Source organism: Glaciihabitans sp. GrIS 2.15 (genome assembly GCF_035984695.1).
Lineage (GTDB): Bacteria > Actinomycetota > Actinomycetes > Actinomycetales > Microbacteriaceae > Lacisediminihabitans.
In genome coordinates, this window is record NZ_JAXCHU010000008.1 from 41638 (window position 1) to 58020 (window position 16383).

General features: G+C 64.4%; 14 protein-coding genes. 6 read left to right on the forward strand and 8 right to left on the reverse strand.

Annotated elements, in window-relative coordinates; genetic code table 11:
* Positions 1–2: 2 nt before the first annotated feature.
* The 3 genes from RCH11_RS12310 to RCH11_RS12320 all read right to left on the reverse strand — a co-directional run bounded on the left by RCH11_RS12310 (position 3) and on the right by RCH11_RS12320 (position 2457).
* A complete protein-coding gene (locus RCH11_RS12310; protein WP_327057310.1) occupies positions 3–596 on the reverse strand; it encodes a TetR/AcrR family transcriptional regulator in 594 nt (197 codons plus the stop codon).
* A gap of 123 nt (positions 597–719) precedes the next feature.
* Positions 720–1151 carry a hypothetical protein gene (locus RCH11_RS12315; protein ID WP_327057311.1) on the reverse strand — a complete coding sequence of 144 codons (432 nt, stop codon included), beginning with the start codon at positions 1149–1151 and terminating at the stop codon, positions 720–722.
* Between the two features lie 148 nt (positions 1152–1299).
* A complete protein-coding gene (locus RCH11_RS12320; protein ID WP_327057312.1) occupies positions 1300–2457 on the reverse strand; it encodes an SLC13 family permease in 1158 nt (385 codons plus the stop codon).
* A gap of 83 nt (positions 2458–2540) precedes the next feature.
* On the opposite strand from RCH11_RS12320, the gene RCH11_RS12325 reads away from it, so the two are divergent.
* Together RCH11_RS12325 and RCH11_RS12330 are read left to right on the forward strand one after the other, a co-directional pair.
* Complete coding sequence (locus RCH11_RS12325) at positions 2541–2756, forward strand: hypothetical protein (RefSeq protein WP_327057313.1); 216 nt, start codon at positions 2541–2543, stop codon at positions 2754–2756.
* Between the two features lie 2 nt (positions 2757–2758).
* On the forward strand, positions 2759–3472 hold the full coding sequence (locus RCH11_RS12330) for a hypothetical protein (RefSeq protein ID WP_327057314.1): 714 nt from the start codon (positions 2759–2761) through the stop codon (positions 3470–3472).
* Between the two features lie 644 nt (positions 3473–4116).
* On the opposite strand, the gene RCH11_RS12335 is transcribed toward RCH11_RS12330, so the two are convergent.
* The 5 genes from RCH11_RS12335 to RCH11_RS12355 are packed head-to-tail and all read right to left on the reverse strand — an operon-like array spanning position 4117 to position 9208.
* Complete coding sequence (locus RCH11_RS12335) at positions 4117–4878, reverse strand: FadR/GntR family transcriptional regulator (protein ID WP_327057315.1); 762 nt, start codon at positions 4876–4878, stop codon at positions 4117–4119.
* Positions 4879–4880: 2 nt separating this feature from the next.
* Positions 4881–5669 carry a 3-oxoacyl-ACP reductase gene (locus RCH11_RS12340; RefSeq protein ID WP_327057316.1) on the reverse strand — a complete coding sequence of 263 codons (789 nt, stop codon included), beginning with the start codon at positions 5667–5669 and terminating at the stop codon, positions 4881–4883.
* Between the two features lie 11 nt (positions 5670–5680).
* Positions 5681–7042, reverse strand: coding sequence for an aldehyde dehydrogenase family protein (locus RCH11_RS12345; protein WP_327057317.1), 1362 nt, complete (start codon positions 7040–7042; stop codon positions 5681–5683).
* Positions 7039–7797 carry a gamma-glutamyl-gamma-aminobutyrate hydrolase family protein gene (locus tag RCH11_RS12350; protein WP_327057484.1) on the reverse strand — a complete coding sequence of 253 codons (759 nt, stop codon included), beginning with the start codon at positions 7795–7797 and terminating at the stop codon, positions 7039–7041. The genes RCH11_RS12345 and RCH11_RS12350 overlap by 4 nt, the downstream gene beginning before the upstream one ends.
* Before the next feature lie 43 nt (positions 7798–7840).
* Entirely contained in the window at positions 7841–9208 is a 1368-nt protein-coding gene (locus RCH11_RS12355) for a glutamine synthetase family protein (RefSeq protein ID WP_327057318.1), read from the reverse strand.
* A gap of 192 nt (positions 9209–9400) precedes the next feature.
* Here RCH11_RS12355 and RCH11_RS12360 point away from each other — a divergent pair, with 192 nt between their 5' ends.
* The 4 genes from RCH11_RS12360 (at position 9401) to RCH11_RS12375 (ending at position 15104) form a co-directional block, all read left to right on the forward strand.
* Positions 9401–10942 carry an amino acid permease gene (locus RCH11_RS12360; protein WP_327057319.1) on the forward strand — a complete coding sequence of 514 codons (1542 nt, stop codon included), beginning with the start codon at positions 9401–9403 and terminating at the stop codon, positions 10940–10942.
* A gap of 145 nt (positions 10943–11087) precedes the next feature.
* On the forward strand, positions 11088–11525 hold the full coding sequence (locus RCH11_RS12365; RefSeq protein WP_327057320.1) for a hypothetical protein: 438 nt from the start codon (positions 11088–11090) through the stop codon (positions 11523–11525).
* A 674-nt stretch (positions 11526–12199) separates the two neighbouring features.
* Entirely contained in the window at positions 12200–13810 is a 1611-nt protein-coding gene (locus tag RCH11_RS12370; RefSeq protein ID WP_327057321.1) for an SPFH domain-containing protein, read from the forward strand.
* A gap of 166 nt (positions 13811–13976) precedes the next feature.
* Positions 13977–15104, forward strand: a complete 1128-nt coding sequence (locus tag RCH11_RS12375) for a baeRF11 domain-containing protein (RefSeq protein ID WP_327057322.1) — start codon at positions 13977–13979, stop codon at positions 15102–15104.
* The last annotated feature ends 1279 nt before the right edge of the window (positions 15105–16383 follow it).

Below are 16383 nucleotides of genomic sequence, written 5' to 3' on the forward strand. Positions count from 1 at the left end.
GATCAGATCCCGTTCACTGTGATGGATGGGGCTGCGTTTGCGGAACCCCCGACCGGAGCCAGGAGTCCGGTGAGAATGGTGATGAGAGCCGCCCGGGTCTCGTCCACTGGGGTGTTGTCGAAGCCGAGTGAATCCTGGGTGCAGAGCATGTAGGCGGCGCCGCCGAGGGCGATCCCGAAGCGCATCTTCTCCTCTACCGAAGCGGTATTGGCCGCAAAGAACTTGGCGAGCCTGACGACGAGATCGTTGGCCCTGTCGATGACAGGAACGTCAACGAGCGATGGCCCCTGGTTGATGAACATGTGTACTTCACGGCGGTACTCGAGGAGGAAGTCCACGAACTCGCTCAGGAATGCGAGGCGTCCCTCGGCAGAGAGCGTGCGCACTTCGAGCGCCTCGAGAATCTGAGTCATCCGATCGATGGCCGGTGCGACCGCCGCCTCGAGCAGAGTCTCCTTGGACGAGTAGTGGTAGAGCACGCTCGATTTGGACAACCCGGCGATATCGGCGATGCGATGAATAGACGTTCCGGCGTACCCGGCGGCGGCGAATTCGGCGAGCGCGATAGCGCGAAGATCTTCGGACGAGGTGGACACCGTTCGAAATTAGCTGACCGATCGGTCAGATCCTGTCCGATCGGTCAGTTTGCCAGTGGCTTGCCAGCTTTCGATCAGGGAACGAAACATCCGCGACCCGAATGTCTCGCCCCCCGATGTCGGTCAGCGAGCCTTTCGGGGCATCCCGACGACTGCCGCGATGGACTGCCAGAGCACGAAGGCCTCAACCACGATAGAGAGGAGCCCGAGGGGCTCAAGCCAGTTGCCGATGTCACCGGTGGCCCCGGGCATCCCGACGGTACGGTTGATCGTGAATCCCACGATAACGGCGGCCGACAGGGCGGCCGCGGCGAGGAAGTCGCGCCGCGTGCCCGCGACAAAGAGCCGCTCCGTCAGCACGAAGGAGGCGATGATCAGGGCGACGTAGAAGGCTGCAAGGTAGGGCGTCTCGGCGAACTTGCCTGGCAGGTCGAGGATGTGGATAGCCGCTACCGAAGCGAGTCCAAGCCCCACGGCAACGCGGCGGTCCACAGCGATCATTCGATGGTTCGACGTCTGAGTATCGGTGGTTCGTTCTTCGAGTGCGCGTGACATTGTCTCCCCCTGGGAAGGTCGTGACGGATGGAATATGTGCTCTCAACGCTAAAAGGCCGCGACGGGCCATCCGCGTTTCGTGTAAGCATTCACAGCGAAAGCCGGCGTATTTTCCGGGGCTTCGGAGCTTCTGGAAATACCCGGGAAATCAGCCCTGTGCAAAGGCGAGACCGAGGGTAGCAAGCGCAACGGTGATCGGCGCGGCGATCACCCCGAGCAGGGCGTAGCGGCCCCAGGAGATCTCCACATCAAGCGCCTTGAGCCGTTCGTGCCACAGCAGCGTGGCAAGAGACGCCCAGGGGGTGACGAGCGATCCGACGTTCACGCCGATCAGCAGCGCGACGAGCCTCACGGGGTCGCCAGCCACCGGTTCGAGCGCGAGATAGGCCGGCAGATTGTCGATCGCATTGGCACCGAGAGTCGCCACGCCCGCCAACCGCAACAGGCTGAGCGGGTCATGTCCGGTGCCCGAGACCGTCGCGAGAAGCATCCCGAGGCCGAGGGAATGCGCCGCTTCCACCACGAGAAAGAGTCCGGATGCCAGCAGCACGAGCTGCCACGGAAGTAAGCCGAATCGCACCACCGATCGGCGTCGCACGAGGAAGAATCCGCCAAGGATGAGCGCCGCCGCTATTGTGGGGATCCAGACCTCGAGGCCCGAAACGAGCGAGGGGATCAGCAACGCGACGACCACGCCGCTCGCGATCAACAACACCCGGTCATCGGCGAGCTCCCTCGGCTCGGTGCGATAACGCACCAGCAGGTCACGGCGGAAGACCAGGAACAGGATGAGCGCCGGAACCAGCACGGAGATCAGCGCGGGTACTGCAGTGAGGGCGGCGAACTGAAGCGGCCCGACACCCTTGAGTTCGTGCTCGGCGAGGAGGTTGGTCAGGTTCGACACGGGCAGCAGCAGGGATGCAGTGTTCGCCATCCACACGGTCGTCAGGGCGAAGGGCAGCGGCGAGAGTCCGGCATGCCGGCCGAGGATCACCACAACCGGCGTCAGGAGCACCGCCGTCGTGTCGAGCGAGAGGAAGATCGTGCCCACCACCGCGAGGGCGAGCACGAGCAGCCAGAGAAGCCAGGCCCGGCCATGTCCCCAGCGGGCGGTCTGCTCCGCGAGCACCCGAAACAGCCCCGCCTCTGCGGCGAGCTCAGTGACCACCGTGATCGCGACCACGAAAAGTAAAATCGGCCATACCCGTTCGCCGATGGCCAGCGCATCCGCCACCGGGAGGATGCCAGTGGCAATGGCGACGAAGCCGAGCAGGAGCAGGGCAGCTCCGAGGATCGCAGTTCGCACGGGCCCCTTCGGTCACTCGACGCCGCACCGGGCTTTTACTCTATATCGGGATGTGGGCCCGATACCGCGGCGGAGTACCGTGGATGTATCGACCGGAAAGGCTCACGTTGCGCAAATTCATCTTCAGTGGCACCCTGATCAGCGCCGTCATCGGCGGGTGGAGTACCCTCCAGACGACCCGAAAAGGTCCGCGCGACTGGCGGCTGATCCTCATGTGGGTCAGCTGGGCCATTACCGTTGTCATTGCGGTGGACTCAGTAGTGGAGCAGTCGCGCGCTGTCGATGAGCTAGAGGAGTAACCATGCACAACCCACTCATTCCGGGAATGTACGACATGGGAGCGGGGGTTCTCGGATTCGCCGGGCTCGTGGTGTGGGGCTTCTTCTCACTGCTCGCCCTCGCCGTCGGAGTTGGCCTCGTCTTCCTCTTGGTGCGCTTCCTCCTCGTAGCGACGCGCGCCGCGCAGTTGTACGTGGCGAAGAACGAGCCGCCGAAGCCTCCGGCCGCTCCGCGCCCCAGTCCGACAGCGCCAAGCGCGCCGACCTCCGCCGCACCATCCTCGGTTTCGACACCTCCCGTGGCAGCGCCGTCCGCGTCCACGTCTCCGGTTCCTCCGGCTTCTGCGCCTCGGGCTTCGGTTCCTCCGGCTTCCGCGCCTCCGGCTTCCGCGCCTCCGGCTTCCGCGCCTCGGGTAACCGTCCCGGCGACCTCAGGGGCATCCACCCCGACAGCTCCTACCGCTTCGATAACTCCCACCACCACGACAAAGGTGATTCCCACCGCCACAGCACCCACACCCGCCCCCGCGCCGCCGACACCCGCACCGCCGACACCGACGCGTACCATCTCCACGGTGCCTGCGGCGAAGCCCAGTGTGACTGCGGCGAAGACCACGGCCGCGGCGAAGCCAGTGGCCGCGGCGAAGCCCACGGCCGCAAAAACACCCGCGCCTAAGTCTCCGGTGGTCAAGGCGCAGACCCAGCCCCGCACGCCGAAGTCGCCCCCGACCGACTGAGGACAACCCCAGGTTACGTTCGAACGGCGGACACCTTTTCCTTCCTTCTGCTCGTGGCGGGAGATAAGACAGCTCGCGGAGGCCCAAGGTGGTCGCGGAGGGAGTTACAACCCCCGCCGCGAGGTCGTGACACCGCCGGGAGGTTGTGACACCAGCGCGATACCCGCACGGAGGGAGTTGTAACCCCCGCCACGAGGTCGTGACACCGCCGGGAGGTTGTGACACCAGCGCGATACCCGCACGCAGGGAACCATAACCCCCGCCGCGAGGTCGTGACACCGCCGGGAGGTCGTGACACCAGCGCGATACCCGCGCGGAGAAGGTCCGCGGAGCGCACATTTCGTGGCCATCCGTGGCAGTAGCGCGGCTCTGCACATCACGGAGCATCGTCACCTCCTCTGAAGGCGCGGGCGAAGCCGCAAGGCGAAGCCGCAAGGCGAAGCCGCAAGGCGAAGCCGCAAGGCGAAGCCGCAAGGCGAAGCCGCAAGGCGAAGCCGCAGTCCGAAGCCGCAGTCCGAAGCCGCAGTCCGAAGCCGCAGTCCGAAGCCGCAGTCCGAAGCCGCAGCCCGAAGCCGCAGTCCGAAGACGCAGCGCAAACCCGCAGTCCGAGGCCGCAGCGACACCAAGGCGCTCGCCGTGCGACCTCAGGTGAGAAATCCGCGCAGCAGCGCTGCCGAGCCTTCGAGGTGCTCCTGCATCGCGGATGCCGCCCGCTCGGCATCCCCGGTGAGGACGGCGATCACGATGCGTTCATGCTGCTGGTTAGAGTGTTCGATGTTTGGCTGCAGCAGCGGAATGTCGTCGAGCAGGCCATTCACCCGCATCCGATTCTCCGCGAGCAGTGGCACGAGCGAGGGAGCCCCGACGAGTTCGCCGATCGTGAGATGCAGCCGCGAGTCGAGCCGTCGGTAGTCGGTGACGGTCGCGGCCGCCGTCTCTCGCAGCCTGGTCCAGAGCAGCTCGCGATCGCCCGCGGTGAGACTGCGGGCCGCAGCAGAGCGCGCCGCCCCAACCTCCAGGATGTCGCGGAGGGCGAGCACGTCTTCGATCTCCTCCGCGGTGGCAGGAGCGGATGCCGCAAGAGAGTCGATCCCGGAGCCCGCGACCCGGGGTGGCGGGGTATCCACCACGAAGGTGCCGCCGTAGCGCCCCCTCCGCGACACCAGGAAGCCGGCGTCAGACAGTGAGCGGATGGCGTCACGCACGGTGTCACGACTCACCGAGAATCGCGTGGCGAGCTCGCGCTCGGCCGGCAGGGCGTCTCCGGGTGGAACGATCCCGAGGCGGATGGCCTGCAGCAGGCGGCTCACGGTCTCCTCGAAGGCGTTACCCGCGCGCACCGGTCGGAAGAGGGCGTCACCGGCGACATCCGCCCGCAGCAGCCCTCCCTCGCCCCGCTCGCTCATGATTACAGCGGGGTCACGTAGGCAGCGCTGATACCGCCATCGACGAGGAAGGTCGAGCCGGTGATGAAGGAGGAGTCGTCGCTGGCGAGGAACGCAACCGCGGCGGCGAGCTCCTCCGGCTCGGCGAACCTGCCCGTGGGAATATGCACGAGACGCCGCTGGGCGCGCTCCTCGTCTTTCGCGAACAGCTCCTGCAGCAACGGCGTGTTCACCGGTCCGGGGCAGAGCGCGTTCACTCGGATACCCTGGCGGGCGAACTGCACGCCGAGTTCGCGGCTCATCGCGAGCACGCCGCCCTTCGACGCCGTGTACGAGATTTGGCTCGTCGCCGACCCGAGCACCGCCACGAACGACGCCGTGTTGATGATCGACCCGGACTGCTGGACGACCATGTATCTGAGCGCGGCCCGGCAACACAGGTAGACCGACTTGAGGTTGACATCCTGCACCTTCTGCCAGGCCGGCAACTCGGTCGTCTCGATCGAGTCGTCGTCGGGCGGGGAGATTCCGGCGTTGTTGAACGCGATGTCGACCGATCCGTAGGTCTCGTTGACTGTCGCGAAGAGCGCATTCACCTGGGCCTCATCGGACACGTCCACCTGCACGAACAGCCCATCGACTTCGGCGGCCGCAGCCGCACCGGACACCGCATGGAAGTCGGCGATCACCACAGTGGCTCCCTCTGCGGCGAAACGCCGGGCGGTGGCGAGACCGATCCCACTCGCTCCCCCGGTGACGACGGCGACCTTGCCTGCGAGGCGCTGGGTGAGGTCGATCTTCGCTACTGGCATGTGCTGTGCTCCTAATCCGTGCTGATGAAGACGTTCTTGGTTTCGGTGAATGCGGCGGCGGCATCCGGTCCGAGCTCGCGCCCGAGACCGCTCTGCTTGTATCCACCGAAGGGAGTGGAGTAGCGCACCGAGGAATGCGAATTCACCGAGAGGTTTCCGCTTTCGATCGCCCGGGAGACGCGGATGGCGCGGCCGAGGTCCCTCGTCCAGATCGAGCCGCTCAACCCATAAATACTGTCGTTGGCGAGGGTGATGGCATCCGCCTCGTCCTCGAATGGCAGCACACTGACAACTGGACCGAAAATCTCATCCACTGCCACCCGATCGGTTCGCGAGTCTGGCAGCAGCACCGTCGGGGCGAACCAGAAGCCCGGGCCATCCGGAGCGCTGCCTCGAAAGGCGACCTGACGATCGTCGGGAACATACGAGCGCACCTTTGCCAGGTGTGCCGCAGAGACAAGTGGGCCCATCTCCGTGTCGTCTGCAAGCGGAGAGCCGACGCGCACGCCCTTCACCGCGGGCTCCAGCAGCTCGAGAAAACGATCGTAGACGCTGCGCTGCACCAGGATTCGACTGCGCGCACAACAGTCCTGGCCGGCATTCTCGAACACGGCGTAAGGAGCGGTCGCCGCGGCTTTCTCCAGGTCGGAGTCGGCGAAAATGACGTTCGCCGACTTGCCACCGAGCTCGAGGGTCACCGCCTTCACCTGGTCGGCGCAGCCGGCCATCACGTGTTTGCCCACGGTGGTCGAGCCCGTGAAGACCACTTTGCGCACCTCGGGATGCGTCACAAATCGCTCGCCGATCACCGTACCCTTGCCCGGCAGCACCTGGAAAAGCCCGGGCGGCATACCCGCCTCGAGGGCCAGCTCGCCGAGTCGGATCGCGGTGAGCGGAGTCCACTCGGCCGGCTTGAGCAATACCGCGTTCCCGGCGGCGAGAGCGGGGGCAAAGCCCCACGCCGCAATGGTCATCGGAAAATTCCACGGCACGATCACTCCGACCACACCGAGCGCCTCGAGAAAGGTGACGTCGATGCCTCCGGCCACGGGGATGGTCTTCCCGATCATCCGTTCCGGGGCGGCCGCGTAGTAGTTGAGCACGTCCCGCACATGGCCCGCTTCCCAGCGGGCCTGGGAGATCGGATGCCCCGAGTTGGCTACTTCGAGCGCGGCAAGATTATCGATATCGCCCTCGACGACCGTCGCGAACCGTCGAAGAGCAGCAGCGCGCTCGGCCGGAGGAAGAGCCGCCCAGGCGCGCTGCGCGAACGTCGCTCGGGCGACGGCGTCATCCACCTGCTCGAGGCTGCTGTGCTCGACGGTCTGCAGCACCGCCTCGGTGGCCGGGTTGATCAACGTGATGCCGGTCATCGCCCGGCCCCTGCGGCGCTGTAGTCCCTGGCCGCCTCGACAAGCCCGGCGAACAGCCTCAGGTCCTCGCCGGTCTGCTCCGGATGCCACTGCACTGCCACCCCGAACGGCACACTGTCCAGTTCGACTGCCTGGATCACGCCGTCCTCGGTGCGCGCGGTCACGCGAAGCCCATCGCCCACCCGGTCGATGGCCTGATGGTGATACACCGCCACCTCGAGCGGATCGGTTCCGACGAGTCGACCAACCGCGCTTGCCGCCTCCGCCGCGACCTCGACCCGGCCGAAGTTGCCGCCGCCGAGTTGGTATTTCTCAGTGCCGAGCACCTCGGGGAGGTGCTGATGCAGAGTACCGCCGCGCGCGATATTGAGCACCTGGGCTCCGCGGCAGATGCCGAGGAACGGAAGCTCGCGGGCGATTGCCGCGGTGAGAAGCGCATCCTCCCAGGCATCACGATCGGTGCGCGGAATATCGGTGGTCGGATGCGGTTCCTGGCCGTATCGGGCCGGGTCCACGTCTTTTCCGCCCGTAATCAGCAGGCCGTCGAGTCCGTCGAGCACCCGGCTCGCGATCTGCTCGGAGACGGGTTGCGGCGGGAGCAGAACGGCAATGCCGCCCACTCGGGTGATCGCTTCGAAGTAGACCTTCGGCAAGAAGGCCGCCTGCACGTCCCAGACTCCGGTCTGCGCCTGCTCGAGATAGGTGGTGAGGCCGATGACGGGCGCGCTGGAGCGATGGCGATCACGCGACGCCAGTGCCGACGGAGCCTGCGATGTCGGGTTGTCAGAGACCGTATTTTCAGAAGCGCTCAAAGCCGCGCACCCGCTCCCAATCCGTGATGGCTGCGTCGTAGGCCTGCACCTCGATGCGGGCGTTGTTCAGGTAGTGCTCCACGACATCCGCGCCGAACGCCTCTCGGGCGATCTCGGACTTGCCGAAGAGCTCGGCCGCCTCTCGAAGGGTCGTCGGCACGCGGGGGGCGTCGCTCCCATACGCGTTGCCTTCGAACATCGGCTCGAGCTCCAGCTCGTGTTCGATGCCGTACAGTCCGCCGGCGATCAGCGCTGCGGTGGCCAGGTACTGGTTCACGTCTCCGCCGGGCACACGGTTCTCCACGCGCATCCCGAGCCCGTGCCCGACGACGCGCAGGGAGCAGGTGCGGTTGTCGAGTCCCCAGGCCACCGCAGTCGGCGCGAAGCTGCCGTCGACGAACCGCTTGTACGAGTTGATATTCGGAGCGAAGAACAAGGTGAGTTCGCGCATTGTCTTCAGCTGGCCCGCCAGGAAGTGACGGAACATCTTCGACATCCCGAGCGTGTCAGCATCGTCGGCGAAGACCGCCGACCCGTCGGTGCCGCGGAACGAGATGTGGATGTGGCAGGAGTTGCCCTCCCTCTCGTTGAACTTGGCCATGAAGGTGAGGGACTTCCCGTGCTTGTCCGCGATTTCTTTCGCGCCGTTCTTGTAAATCGAGTGGTTATCGCAGGTGGTGAGCGCGTCCTCATATCGGAACGCGATCTCCTGCTGCCCGAGGTTGCACTCGCCCTTCACCCCCTCGCAATACAGCCCAGCGCCCTCCATCGAGAGCCGGATGTCTCGCAGCAGGGGCTCCATGCGTGTCGAGGCGAGCAGCGCGTAGTCGATGTTGTAGTCGCTCGCCGGGGTCAGTCCCACGTAGCCCTTGCTCCAGGCATCCCGGTAACTATTGTCGAAGACGATGAATTCGAGCTCCGTGCCGACGTAGGGAACGAGCCCCTTCTGAGCGAGCCGGGCGATCTGCTTCTTGAGGATCTCGCGAGGAGCAGGATCGACCGGCCGCTCATCGAGCCAGGTGAGGTCGGCCATGACGAGGGCGGTTCCCGGCAGCCACGGCACCAGTCGCAGGGTCGACAGGTCGGGGATCATCGCCATGTCGCCGTACCCCCTCTCCCACGAGGACATGCGGTAGCCCTCAACGGTGTTCATCTCGACATCCACCGCGAGCAGGTAGTTGCAGCACTCGGCACCGTGGCTGCTGATCTCTTCCCTGAACAGCCGAGCGGAGGCCCGTTTGCCGACGAGGCGCCCCTGCATGTCGGTGAACGCCACGATAACCGTGTCGATCTTGCCGTCTTCGATGAGCTCATTGAGCTGGTCGGTGGTGAGCATTCCCGTGCGAGCGGCCATGGGGGTTCCTCGTCTTCTCGAGCATTAGCCAACCATTGCATCACAGTGGCACGACCCCGATCCTAGGGCTTGTAACGCACTGTTTACATCTATAGGTAGACAAGAAGTACCAATAAACGCCATGCTCTCCGATAAGCGTGACGCGGTGACTCATCGCGCCCGGCTCCCGATGATCCGCTCCTGGAGGAATGAATGCCCAAGAACACTGTCTCCGGCGTCACTTACACGAAAGCCGAAGACGGCTACTTTGAGAAACGCAGCCTCAAGCGCACGGCCGGGTTCTGGGGAATCTGGGGCATCGGCATCGCGGCCGTCATCTCCGGCGACTTCTCCGGCTGGAACGTCGGTCTCGCCACCACCGGATGGGGAGGTTTGCTGATTGCGACCATCATCATCGTGATCATGTACTTCACGATGATTTTCTCGATCGGCGAGATGTCCGCGGCCATGCCGCACACCGGTGGCGCCTACTCGTTCGCCCGGGCTGCCCTCGGGCCGTGGGGCGGATTCATCACCGGCATCTCGGAATCCATCGAGTACGTGGTGACCACCGCCGTCATCGTGTTGTTTTCGGCCGCATATGCGGGCCAGATCATCACCGACTTCACCGGAGCGGTGGTGCCGGCCTGGATACTGTGGATCATCCTGTACGCGATCTTCATCGGGCTGAACTCGCTGGGTGCGTCAGTGGGCTTCCGGTTCGCCCTGATCGTCGCGATTATCTCGATGGCGGTCATCCTACTTTTTGCCATCCTCTCAATTGCCAACGGTGCCGTGGACTTCTCCCGCCTGTTCGATATCAAACCGACCGCGGGCAACTCGAGCTTCCTGCCGTTCGGGGGCGTCGGCATCCTCTTCTCGCTGCCCTTCGCCATCTGGTTCTTCCTCGGCATCGAGGAACTGCCATTGGCTGCGGAAGAAGCGAAGAACCCCGCGAAGGACATCCCCAAGGCCGGCGTCTGGGGAATCATCACACTGGCGTTCTTCGGATTGCTTATCCTCTTTCTCAACCCGGCCGTAACCGGGTCGAAAGCGCTCACGGTCTCGCCAGGGGACGGCGACGAACCGCTGCTCGCCGGCTTCCGGGCATTCCTGCCTGACAGCGTCGCCGCTCTGCTCGCCCTCTTCGCACTCATCGGCCTGCTCGCCTCGCTCCAGGGCATCATGTTCGCGTACGGGCGCAACATGTACTCGCTCTCCCGTGCCGGGTACTACCCGAAGTTCCTGTCCCTCACGGGTAGGACTCACCAGACACCCTGGGTGGCGCTCCTCGTCGGTGGTGTCATGGGCTTCGTGATCCTCGTCGTTGTCGCGCTGATCATCCCGGCAGTAAACCCGGGTGCTGCGGGCGCCGCAACAGGAATCATCCTTTTCATCGCGGTCTTCGGCGCGGTGATTTCGTACGTGATGCAGATGGTCTCGTTCATCGTGCTTCGACGCAAATTCCCCCGGGCGAATCGGCCATACAAAAGCCCGACGGGGGTGGCCGGAGCTGTGATTGCCGGCGCTATCGCCGTCGCGTCGTTCATCGGTATCGTGGCCAACTCGACATTCAATCTGGCGGTCATCACCTTCGTCATCATCTTTGTCATCGGGCTCACGCTCTTCGCGCTCTTCGGCCGCAATCGGCTCGTGCTCTCTCCGGAAGAGGAATACGCCCTCAGCGGCGGCCTCCACGGTGACCCGCAGGTCGAGGGCTACGACGCGATGGAAGACGAGATCTTCACCAAGTAGTCATGGCCTGACGTCTGACGGCTCCTGAGGTCCCCTCCGGAGCCGTCAGCATGCAACGGATCGGCCTGTCGGCGTGTCACCGAGCAAGCGCGAGGGGTCGGCCGCATACTGGGGCAACTATCAACCTGCACTTGAAGGGTGAGTCGTGATGGAATCACGCAAGCACAACAGCACGATCTCGCCCGAAGAGTCGGCCGAGCTCCAAAAACTCGTCTTCGACCTGGTCCGTGAGCGATTGCTCACGGCCGTCGGTGCCGGTGGCATGTGGACACTCCAGTTCCGCGCCAACACCGACACCGATTCGCTGTTCGGCGAGACGATCTCCGAATACATCGCCCGGGACATCGCCGACCAGATCGCCGCCACTACCCGTGACGGCGTCGACTCATCGGCCGAACTCGCCGAAGTGGATGTCGACGATGACATCCAGACGGTCGATGACGAGGAATTCGCCATTGAGAACACCGAATGGATCGCCGCGCCGGTGCCTGCCGAAGCAGAGGTTGAACCCGCGGTCGAGGTCACCGTCGAGTTCGTCGAGTACGACGAGCACCGCATGTTCAAGCCGCGCAAGGCCGCCTGACGACCCGAGTCTTCTTACCGAAGGCCGCGAGCGGACATCAGCCCGCGGTGACGGGTCTGCTCGGCGAGCACCGCTCTTCGACGGCTGGCCCTGCTCGCGAATCAGGAAATCGCGAGCGGATGCTGCGTGTCGCAGCAGTCACCCTTCACCAGCCCCTGGCCCGTGCCTGGGGCCAATCCCGACGGAAGCACGTCCGCTGGGAGCCCGTCCCGACAAGAATTCGTCCCGGCGGAACCCCGGCCCGCTGACCACCCCGTTAACGACTGATCGCCGCCCCTCCGAAGAGTGGCGGCGATCGAGACTTAGTCCCGATTCCCGAACCGAAACAAACCCGAATTCATCGTGCCAATGAGCGCCCCCGCGCCCGACACACGATCACCAGGAGACCAGAGTATTTGTTTCCCCCTGCATCTGAGCCAACGGTACCAGCGTAAAGCGGCGCTTGTCTCTAGCGCGGAACACCCCAATACGGGTGGTTAACCGTGACTAGCCGAAACGCTTGCGCGCTGCCTTTGCGCCCTTGTTCCGTGCTTTCAGCGCCTGAGCGCGAGTCTTCTTCACTTTCGAGTCGTTCCAGTACCGGGTCGCGACGCGGGTGATCTCCCTGTATCGGTCTTCACCCGCCCTGGCGCCGAGCATGTATGCGGCGAAGACGACGCGTGGGATGAGTAGATATGAGTATCCATTCGGCCACCGAGCGTGGCACCGGTAGATCCGATCCGAGCGCACGCAGGTTCGACTGGATCGTGACGCACGGCGAGCCGGAGGACGCCGCAGGCAGCCGAACAACTCGTGCAATTACTCGAGGGATGTTAGCGTTCGGGCACCGAACAAAGGACGTCGTCGTGCCATTCACCCTCAATCCCCTCGTGACGATCATCGCCGCCGTGATCGTGGTCTTCCTCATCGTGCTCATCTACGCGAAGTCGATTTACAAGAATGCAGGGCCAGACGAGGCGATCCTCATTACCGGCAAGCGGGCCAAGGTGAAGACCGTCGCCGGTGTCGCAACCGAGGAGTCGGGTATCCGCATCGTGGTCGGATCGGGCGTCTTCATTACCCCGTTCTTCCAAAAGGCGTTCAAGATCAGCCTGCGCTCGCGGGCGATCGAGCTCGCGGCGGTGGCACAGGATGCCCGCGGCATCACGCTCACCGTCGAGGCTGTCGCCATCGTCAAGGTGGGCGACACACATTCCGCTATCCTCGCCGCTGGCCAACGATTCATCGGTAACGATAAGAACATCGACGGGTTCGCGCTCGAGGTGCTCTCCGGCTCACTCCGGTCCTCCATTGGGGGAACAGATGTGCAAACCATCATCCAGAAGCGCGACGAGCTGGGTGCGGCCGTGCTGTCGACCGCTCGGGAATCGCTCCTCAGCCAGGGGCTCGACGTTGATTCCTTTGAGATCAAAGGTATCTCCGACGACAACGACTACATCCACAATATGGGTCGCGCCGAGCAGGCATCCGTCTTGAAGGCGGCAGAGGTGGCCGAGGCCCAGGCCGGCCAGGCATCGCAGGAGGCATCAATCGCGGCAGAGCAGGCCGTGGCAATCGCGCAAAACACCCTCGCGCTCAAGCGGGCTGCCCTGCAACTCGACACCGACAAGGCCACGGCAGAGGCCGCTGGCGCAAAGCCGCTCGCCGAGGCCAAGACCCAGCAGAACATCGTGCACGAGCAGGAGGTGACCGCGCAGGCGGCCGCGAAGCTCCGCAGCGCCCAGCTGGCCTCCGAGGTGAACGCGGTCGCCGATGCGGATGCCTACCGCGTGAAGGTCGCAGCGAACGCGGCCGCGGAGGCCCGCGTCATCGCCGCAACTGCCGAGCGCGATAGCCGTGTCGCCAACGCTGAGGCGATCCGTGCAGAGGGTAAGGCCACGGCCGATGCAATCCTCGCCAGGGGCCAGGCCGAGGCCGCGGCGACTAAACTCGCGGCCGAAGCGGTCGCCCAGAAGTCAGAGGCGCTCATCCAGCTGCGGCTCGTCGAGATGCTTCCGCAGATCGCCCACGAGCTCGCCGCGCCGATGGGCAATATCGACCAGCTGACGGTCGTTTCTACGGATGGCGCAAGCCAGCTCACCAGGAACGTCGCGGGCGGATTCACCGAGATCGACGCGGTGCTCAAATCGACCACCGGCATCGACCTGCGTGGCCTGCTTGGCAGCTTTGCCGGAGGCGCAGCCGCGGCCAGGGCAGCCGCGACCACGAGCGCGGATACGAGCGCTGTGCACCCACCCGCGCCAGTGTCGGTACCGGTCGAAGAGCCGCTGGCGGAAGAAGAGTAAAGGTACTCTCTAGCCTTCCCTCCCGAACTCCGGATCGCTCGGCACCTCGAAGCCGTGTGACCTTTGGCCTTGTCGGCGTCACTCGCGTTTCCTAGGATCGGCTACCAGCCGGTTCATCGGATGGTCCGCATCCCCCTTTTTGCCACCGGCCGACGGGAGCATCCTCATGCCATACATCGACGTTCCGACCCAGGGCGAAATATTTAGGCTCGCCAGCATCCGTGAACCGGCTTGCGTGTCGATCTACGTGCACGCTGCCGCTGGGCCCGACGCCTCGGACACCGCAAGAATCGAGGTCCATACTCGACTACGCTCGGCGACCGAATTGCTCAAGGCCGCGGGGACGGATGCCGACACCATCGAGTCGATCCGCGCCGCCGTCGAGAGCCTGCTGGTCGAGCGAGACTTCTGGCGCCGGGACACCAGGACCCTCGCTATTTTCGTGAACGGCACGTCGCTCGTCAGTTTTCACTTGGCGAACAGGCTTCTCGGGCTCACTGAGGTTTCCGACCGGTTTGCCATCACCCCCGTGCTGCGCGCCACCACTTTTTCCCGCTCGGCTTTCGTGCTCGCCCTGTCGCAGAACGCCGTTCGACTCATCGAAGTCTCTTCCACTTCACCGGCCAGCGAGATTGTGGTGCCCGACCTCCCCCACGACCTGAAGACCACGGTGGCTCTCGACCTCACAAATGACCGGCAAACGCTCGCTCACCTTCGCACGTCCGAAGATCCGAAGGTTCGTATGCGGGAGTTCTCGCAAGCGGTTGACCGAGCGCTGCGTCCGATCGTGGCCGACTCGAATCGACCCCTCATTCTCGCGGCGGCCGAACCCCTCGCGAGCATCTATCGTTCGGTCTCGTCCTATGCACGACTTGGAGGGGAAACAATCCCGGGCAATCCCGAACAGAAGTCGGCGCTCGAGCTGGCCGCGAGCGCCACTCCGATTCTCGATGCCGCGCATTCGGCCGATTTGGCCACCCAGATCGCGCGGTTCCACGAGAGTACGTCGCGGGGTCTGGCTGACGACACCCTCACTGGCGTCTCCCTCGCCGCCACATCTCGGGCGATCGACACGCTCTTCGTAGACATCGACCATCGCCTTCCGGGGCGCATCGACGAATTGACGGGGATCATCACCCGGAACGCGGTCGAAAACGAGACACTCTACGACGTAATCGATGAGATAGTGCGGCGCGCCCTGTCGTCGGATGCGAGGATCTTGGCTTTGCGCGGCTCTGAGGTGCCGGGAAGCGGCCCCGTCGCCGCAATTCTCCGGTTTCCGGTCCACGCCTAGACCTCCGCACGACGGGCAAGTTTGATCATGGATGTATGCAACAATCGCTTCAACGGTGGTTAGCGACTCGTTGTCGGACCCGAGTGGCTCAAGGGAACCAACGTCGTGCTGTTCGGGTTGCCCGCGGCGGTATAACAGTAGCGGCCAAAGTGAGGACACCACTCCACGCTCAGCGCCGCCGACGCCACGCAACTCAGCTCAGCGCCGCCGACGCCACGCAACTCAGCGGCATCGACGGGACCAACCTGCTCATGACGGATCGCCGCCCCTCCACCTGGCTTAGGACAACGTTGCCGGCGAGACGGGCCAACAACTGACCCTCACCCCGGCCGGTCGCCTCGCACATCAGTGCTGATAAAATCAAAGGCTCACCGACAAAATAGTCAAAACCTCCGTCGACCACGAAGACTCCTCTCGAGACGAGACCGCTGGCGTCGGTTCTTGCGGCAACATTTATGAGCAATTCGCCAAGTTGGCTCTCGGGTGCGAGTTGACCGACTTGCGCACCGACCAACTCGACGGCATCCGAGGCCTCCCGCCGGATGCCGAACAACGAGGCGAGAACGGTGAGGCCTTCTTGCAGGGCCGTTACGGACCAGCGCGGCCGTGCCTGTCACCCGATGGATCCGCCGGTGGAGCGGGATGACCAGTTGACTTCGGGTTGACGTGACCCGATGAGTGCTGAGCCTCACCGTTTCGGTGGGTCGAAACCCCAGGCGAAGGGGCCGGATGCGACGTGCCTCGGCCGTTCGCGGGCACTGCCGGCGTGTGAACCATCACTGGCGAGCGGGACGCACCAGTGCGCGTAACCCCCGAATGTGCGAACGGGACCGCGTTGATAATCCCGATGCTGCGGCGGCGGTTCCTGTTTCGAATTTGGCCGCCAATTCGGGCGACGTTACGGGCGCCGACTGCAGCGACATGGAGTGCAGTGACATGGAGTGCAGTGACAACAACAGCGGACGTAGCGCCTCGGCATCGTCCTCGGCGAGTTCGGAGAGCAAGTCCCGGATGTTCTCACTCCGATCGCTGGAGGGGATCACCGGAATATTTCTTCCACGAGGTTCGGGTAGCTCCCGAGCGCCAGGAGTGCGCGCCGTGGGAGCTGCGCGACAGACCCAACAGAATTACCCATGCCTTGGCCACCTGTTCCAACGGTAGGTTGGCAACGACGCGGAGCAGCAGAACATCCCGGTGTTCCGTTTTGAGTGCAGCCAGGAGAGCGACCGTCGATTCGCGGTCGACCTGATCCAGCAGGATTTCTTCAGCAGAGCAGGTT

Bases quoted from the DNA above. Each gene is read 5' to 3' on its own strand.
- RCH11_RS12340 (WP_327057316.1), bottom strand. From the start codon at position 5,669: ATGCCAGTAGCGAAGATCGACCTCACCCAGCGCCTCGCAGGCAAGGTC.
- RCH11_RS12375 (WP_327057322.1), top strand. From the start codon at position 13,977: ATGCCATACATCGACGTTCCGACCCAGGGCGAAATATTTAGGCTCGCC.
- RCH11_RS12335 (WP_327057315.1), bottom strand. From the start codon at position 4,878: ATGAGCGAGCGGGGCGAGGGAGGGCTGCTGCGGGCGGATGTCGCCGGT.
- RCH11_RS12330 (WP_327057314.1), top strand. From the start codon at position 2,759: ATGCACAACCCACTCATTCCGGGAATGTACGACATGGGAGCGGGGGTT.
- RCH11_RS12315 (WP_327057311.1), bottom strand. From the start codon at position 1,151: ATGTCACGCGCACTCGAAGAACGAACCACCGATACTCAGACGTCGAAC.
- RCH11_RS12345 (WP_327057317.1), bottom strand. From the start codon at position 7,042: ATGACCGGCATCACGTTGATCAACCCGGCCACCGAGGCGGTGCTGCAG.
- RCH11_RS12325 (WP_327057313.1), top strand. From the start codon at position 2,541: ATGTATCGACCGGAAAGGCTCACGTTGCGCAAATTCATCTTCAGTGGC.
- RCH11_RS12355 (WP_327057318.1), bottom strand. From the start codon at position 9,208: ATGGCCGCTCGCACGGGAATGCTCACCACCGACCAGCTCAATGAGCTC.
- RCH11_RS12370 (WP_327057321.1), top strand. From the start codon at position 12,200: ATGAGTATCCATTCGGCCACCGAGCGTGGCACCGGTAGATCCGATCCG.
- RCH11_RS12360 (WP_327057319.1), top strand. From the start codon at position 9,401: ATGCCCAAGAACACTGTCTCCGGCGTCACTTACACGAAAGCCGAAGAC.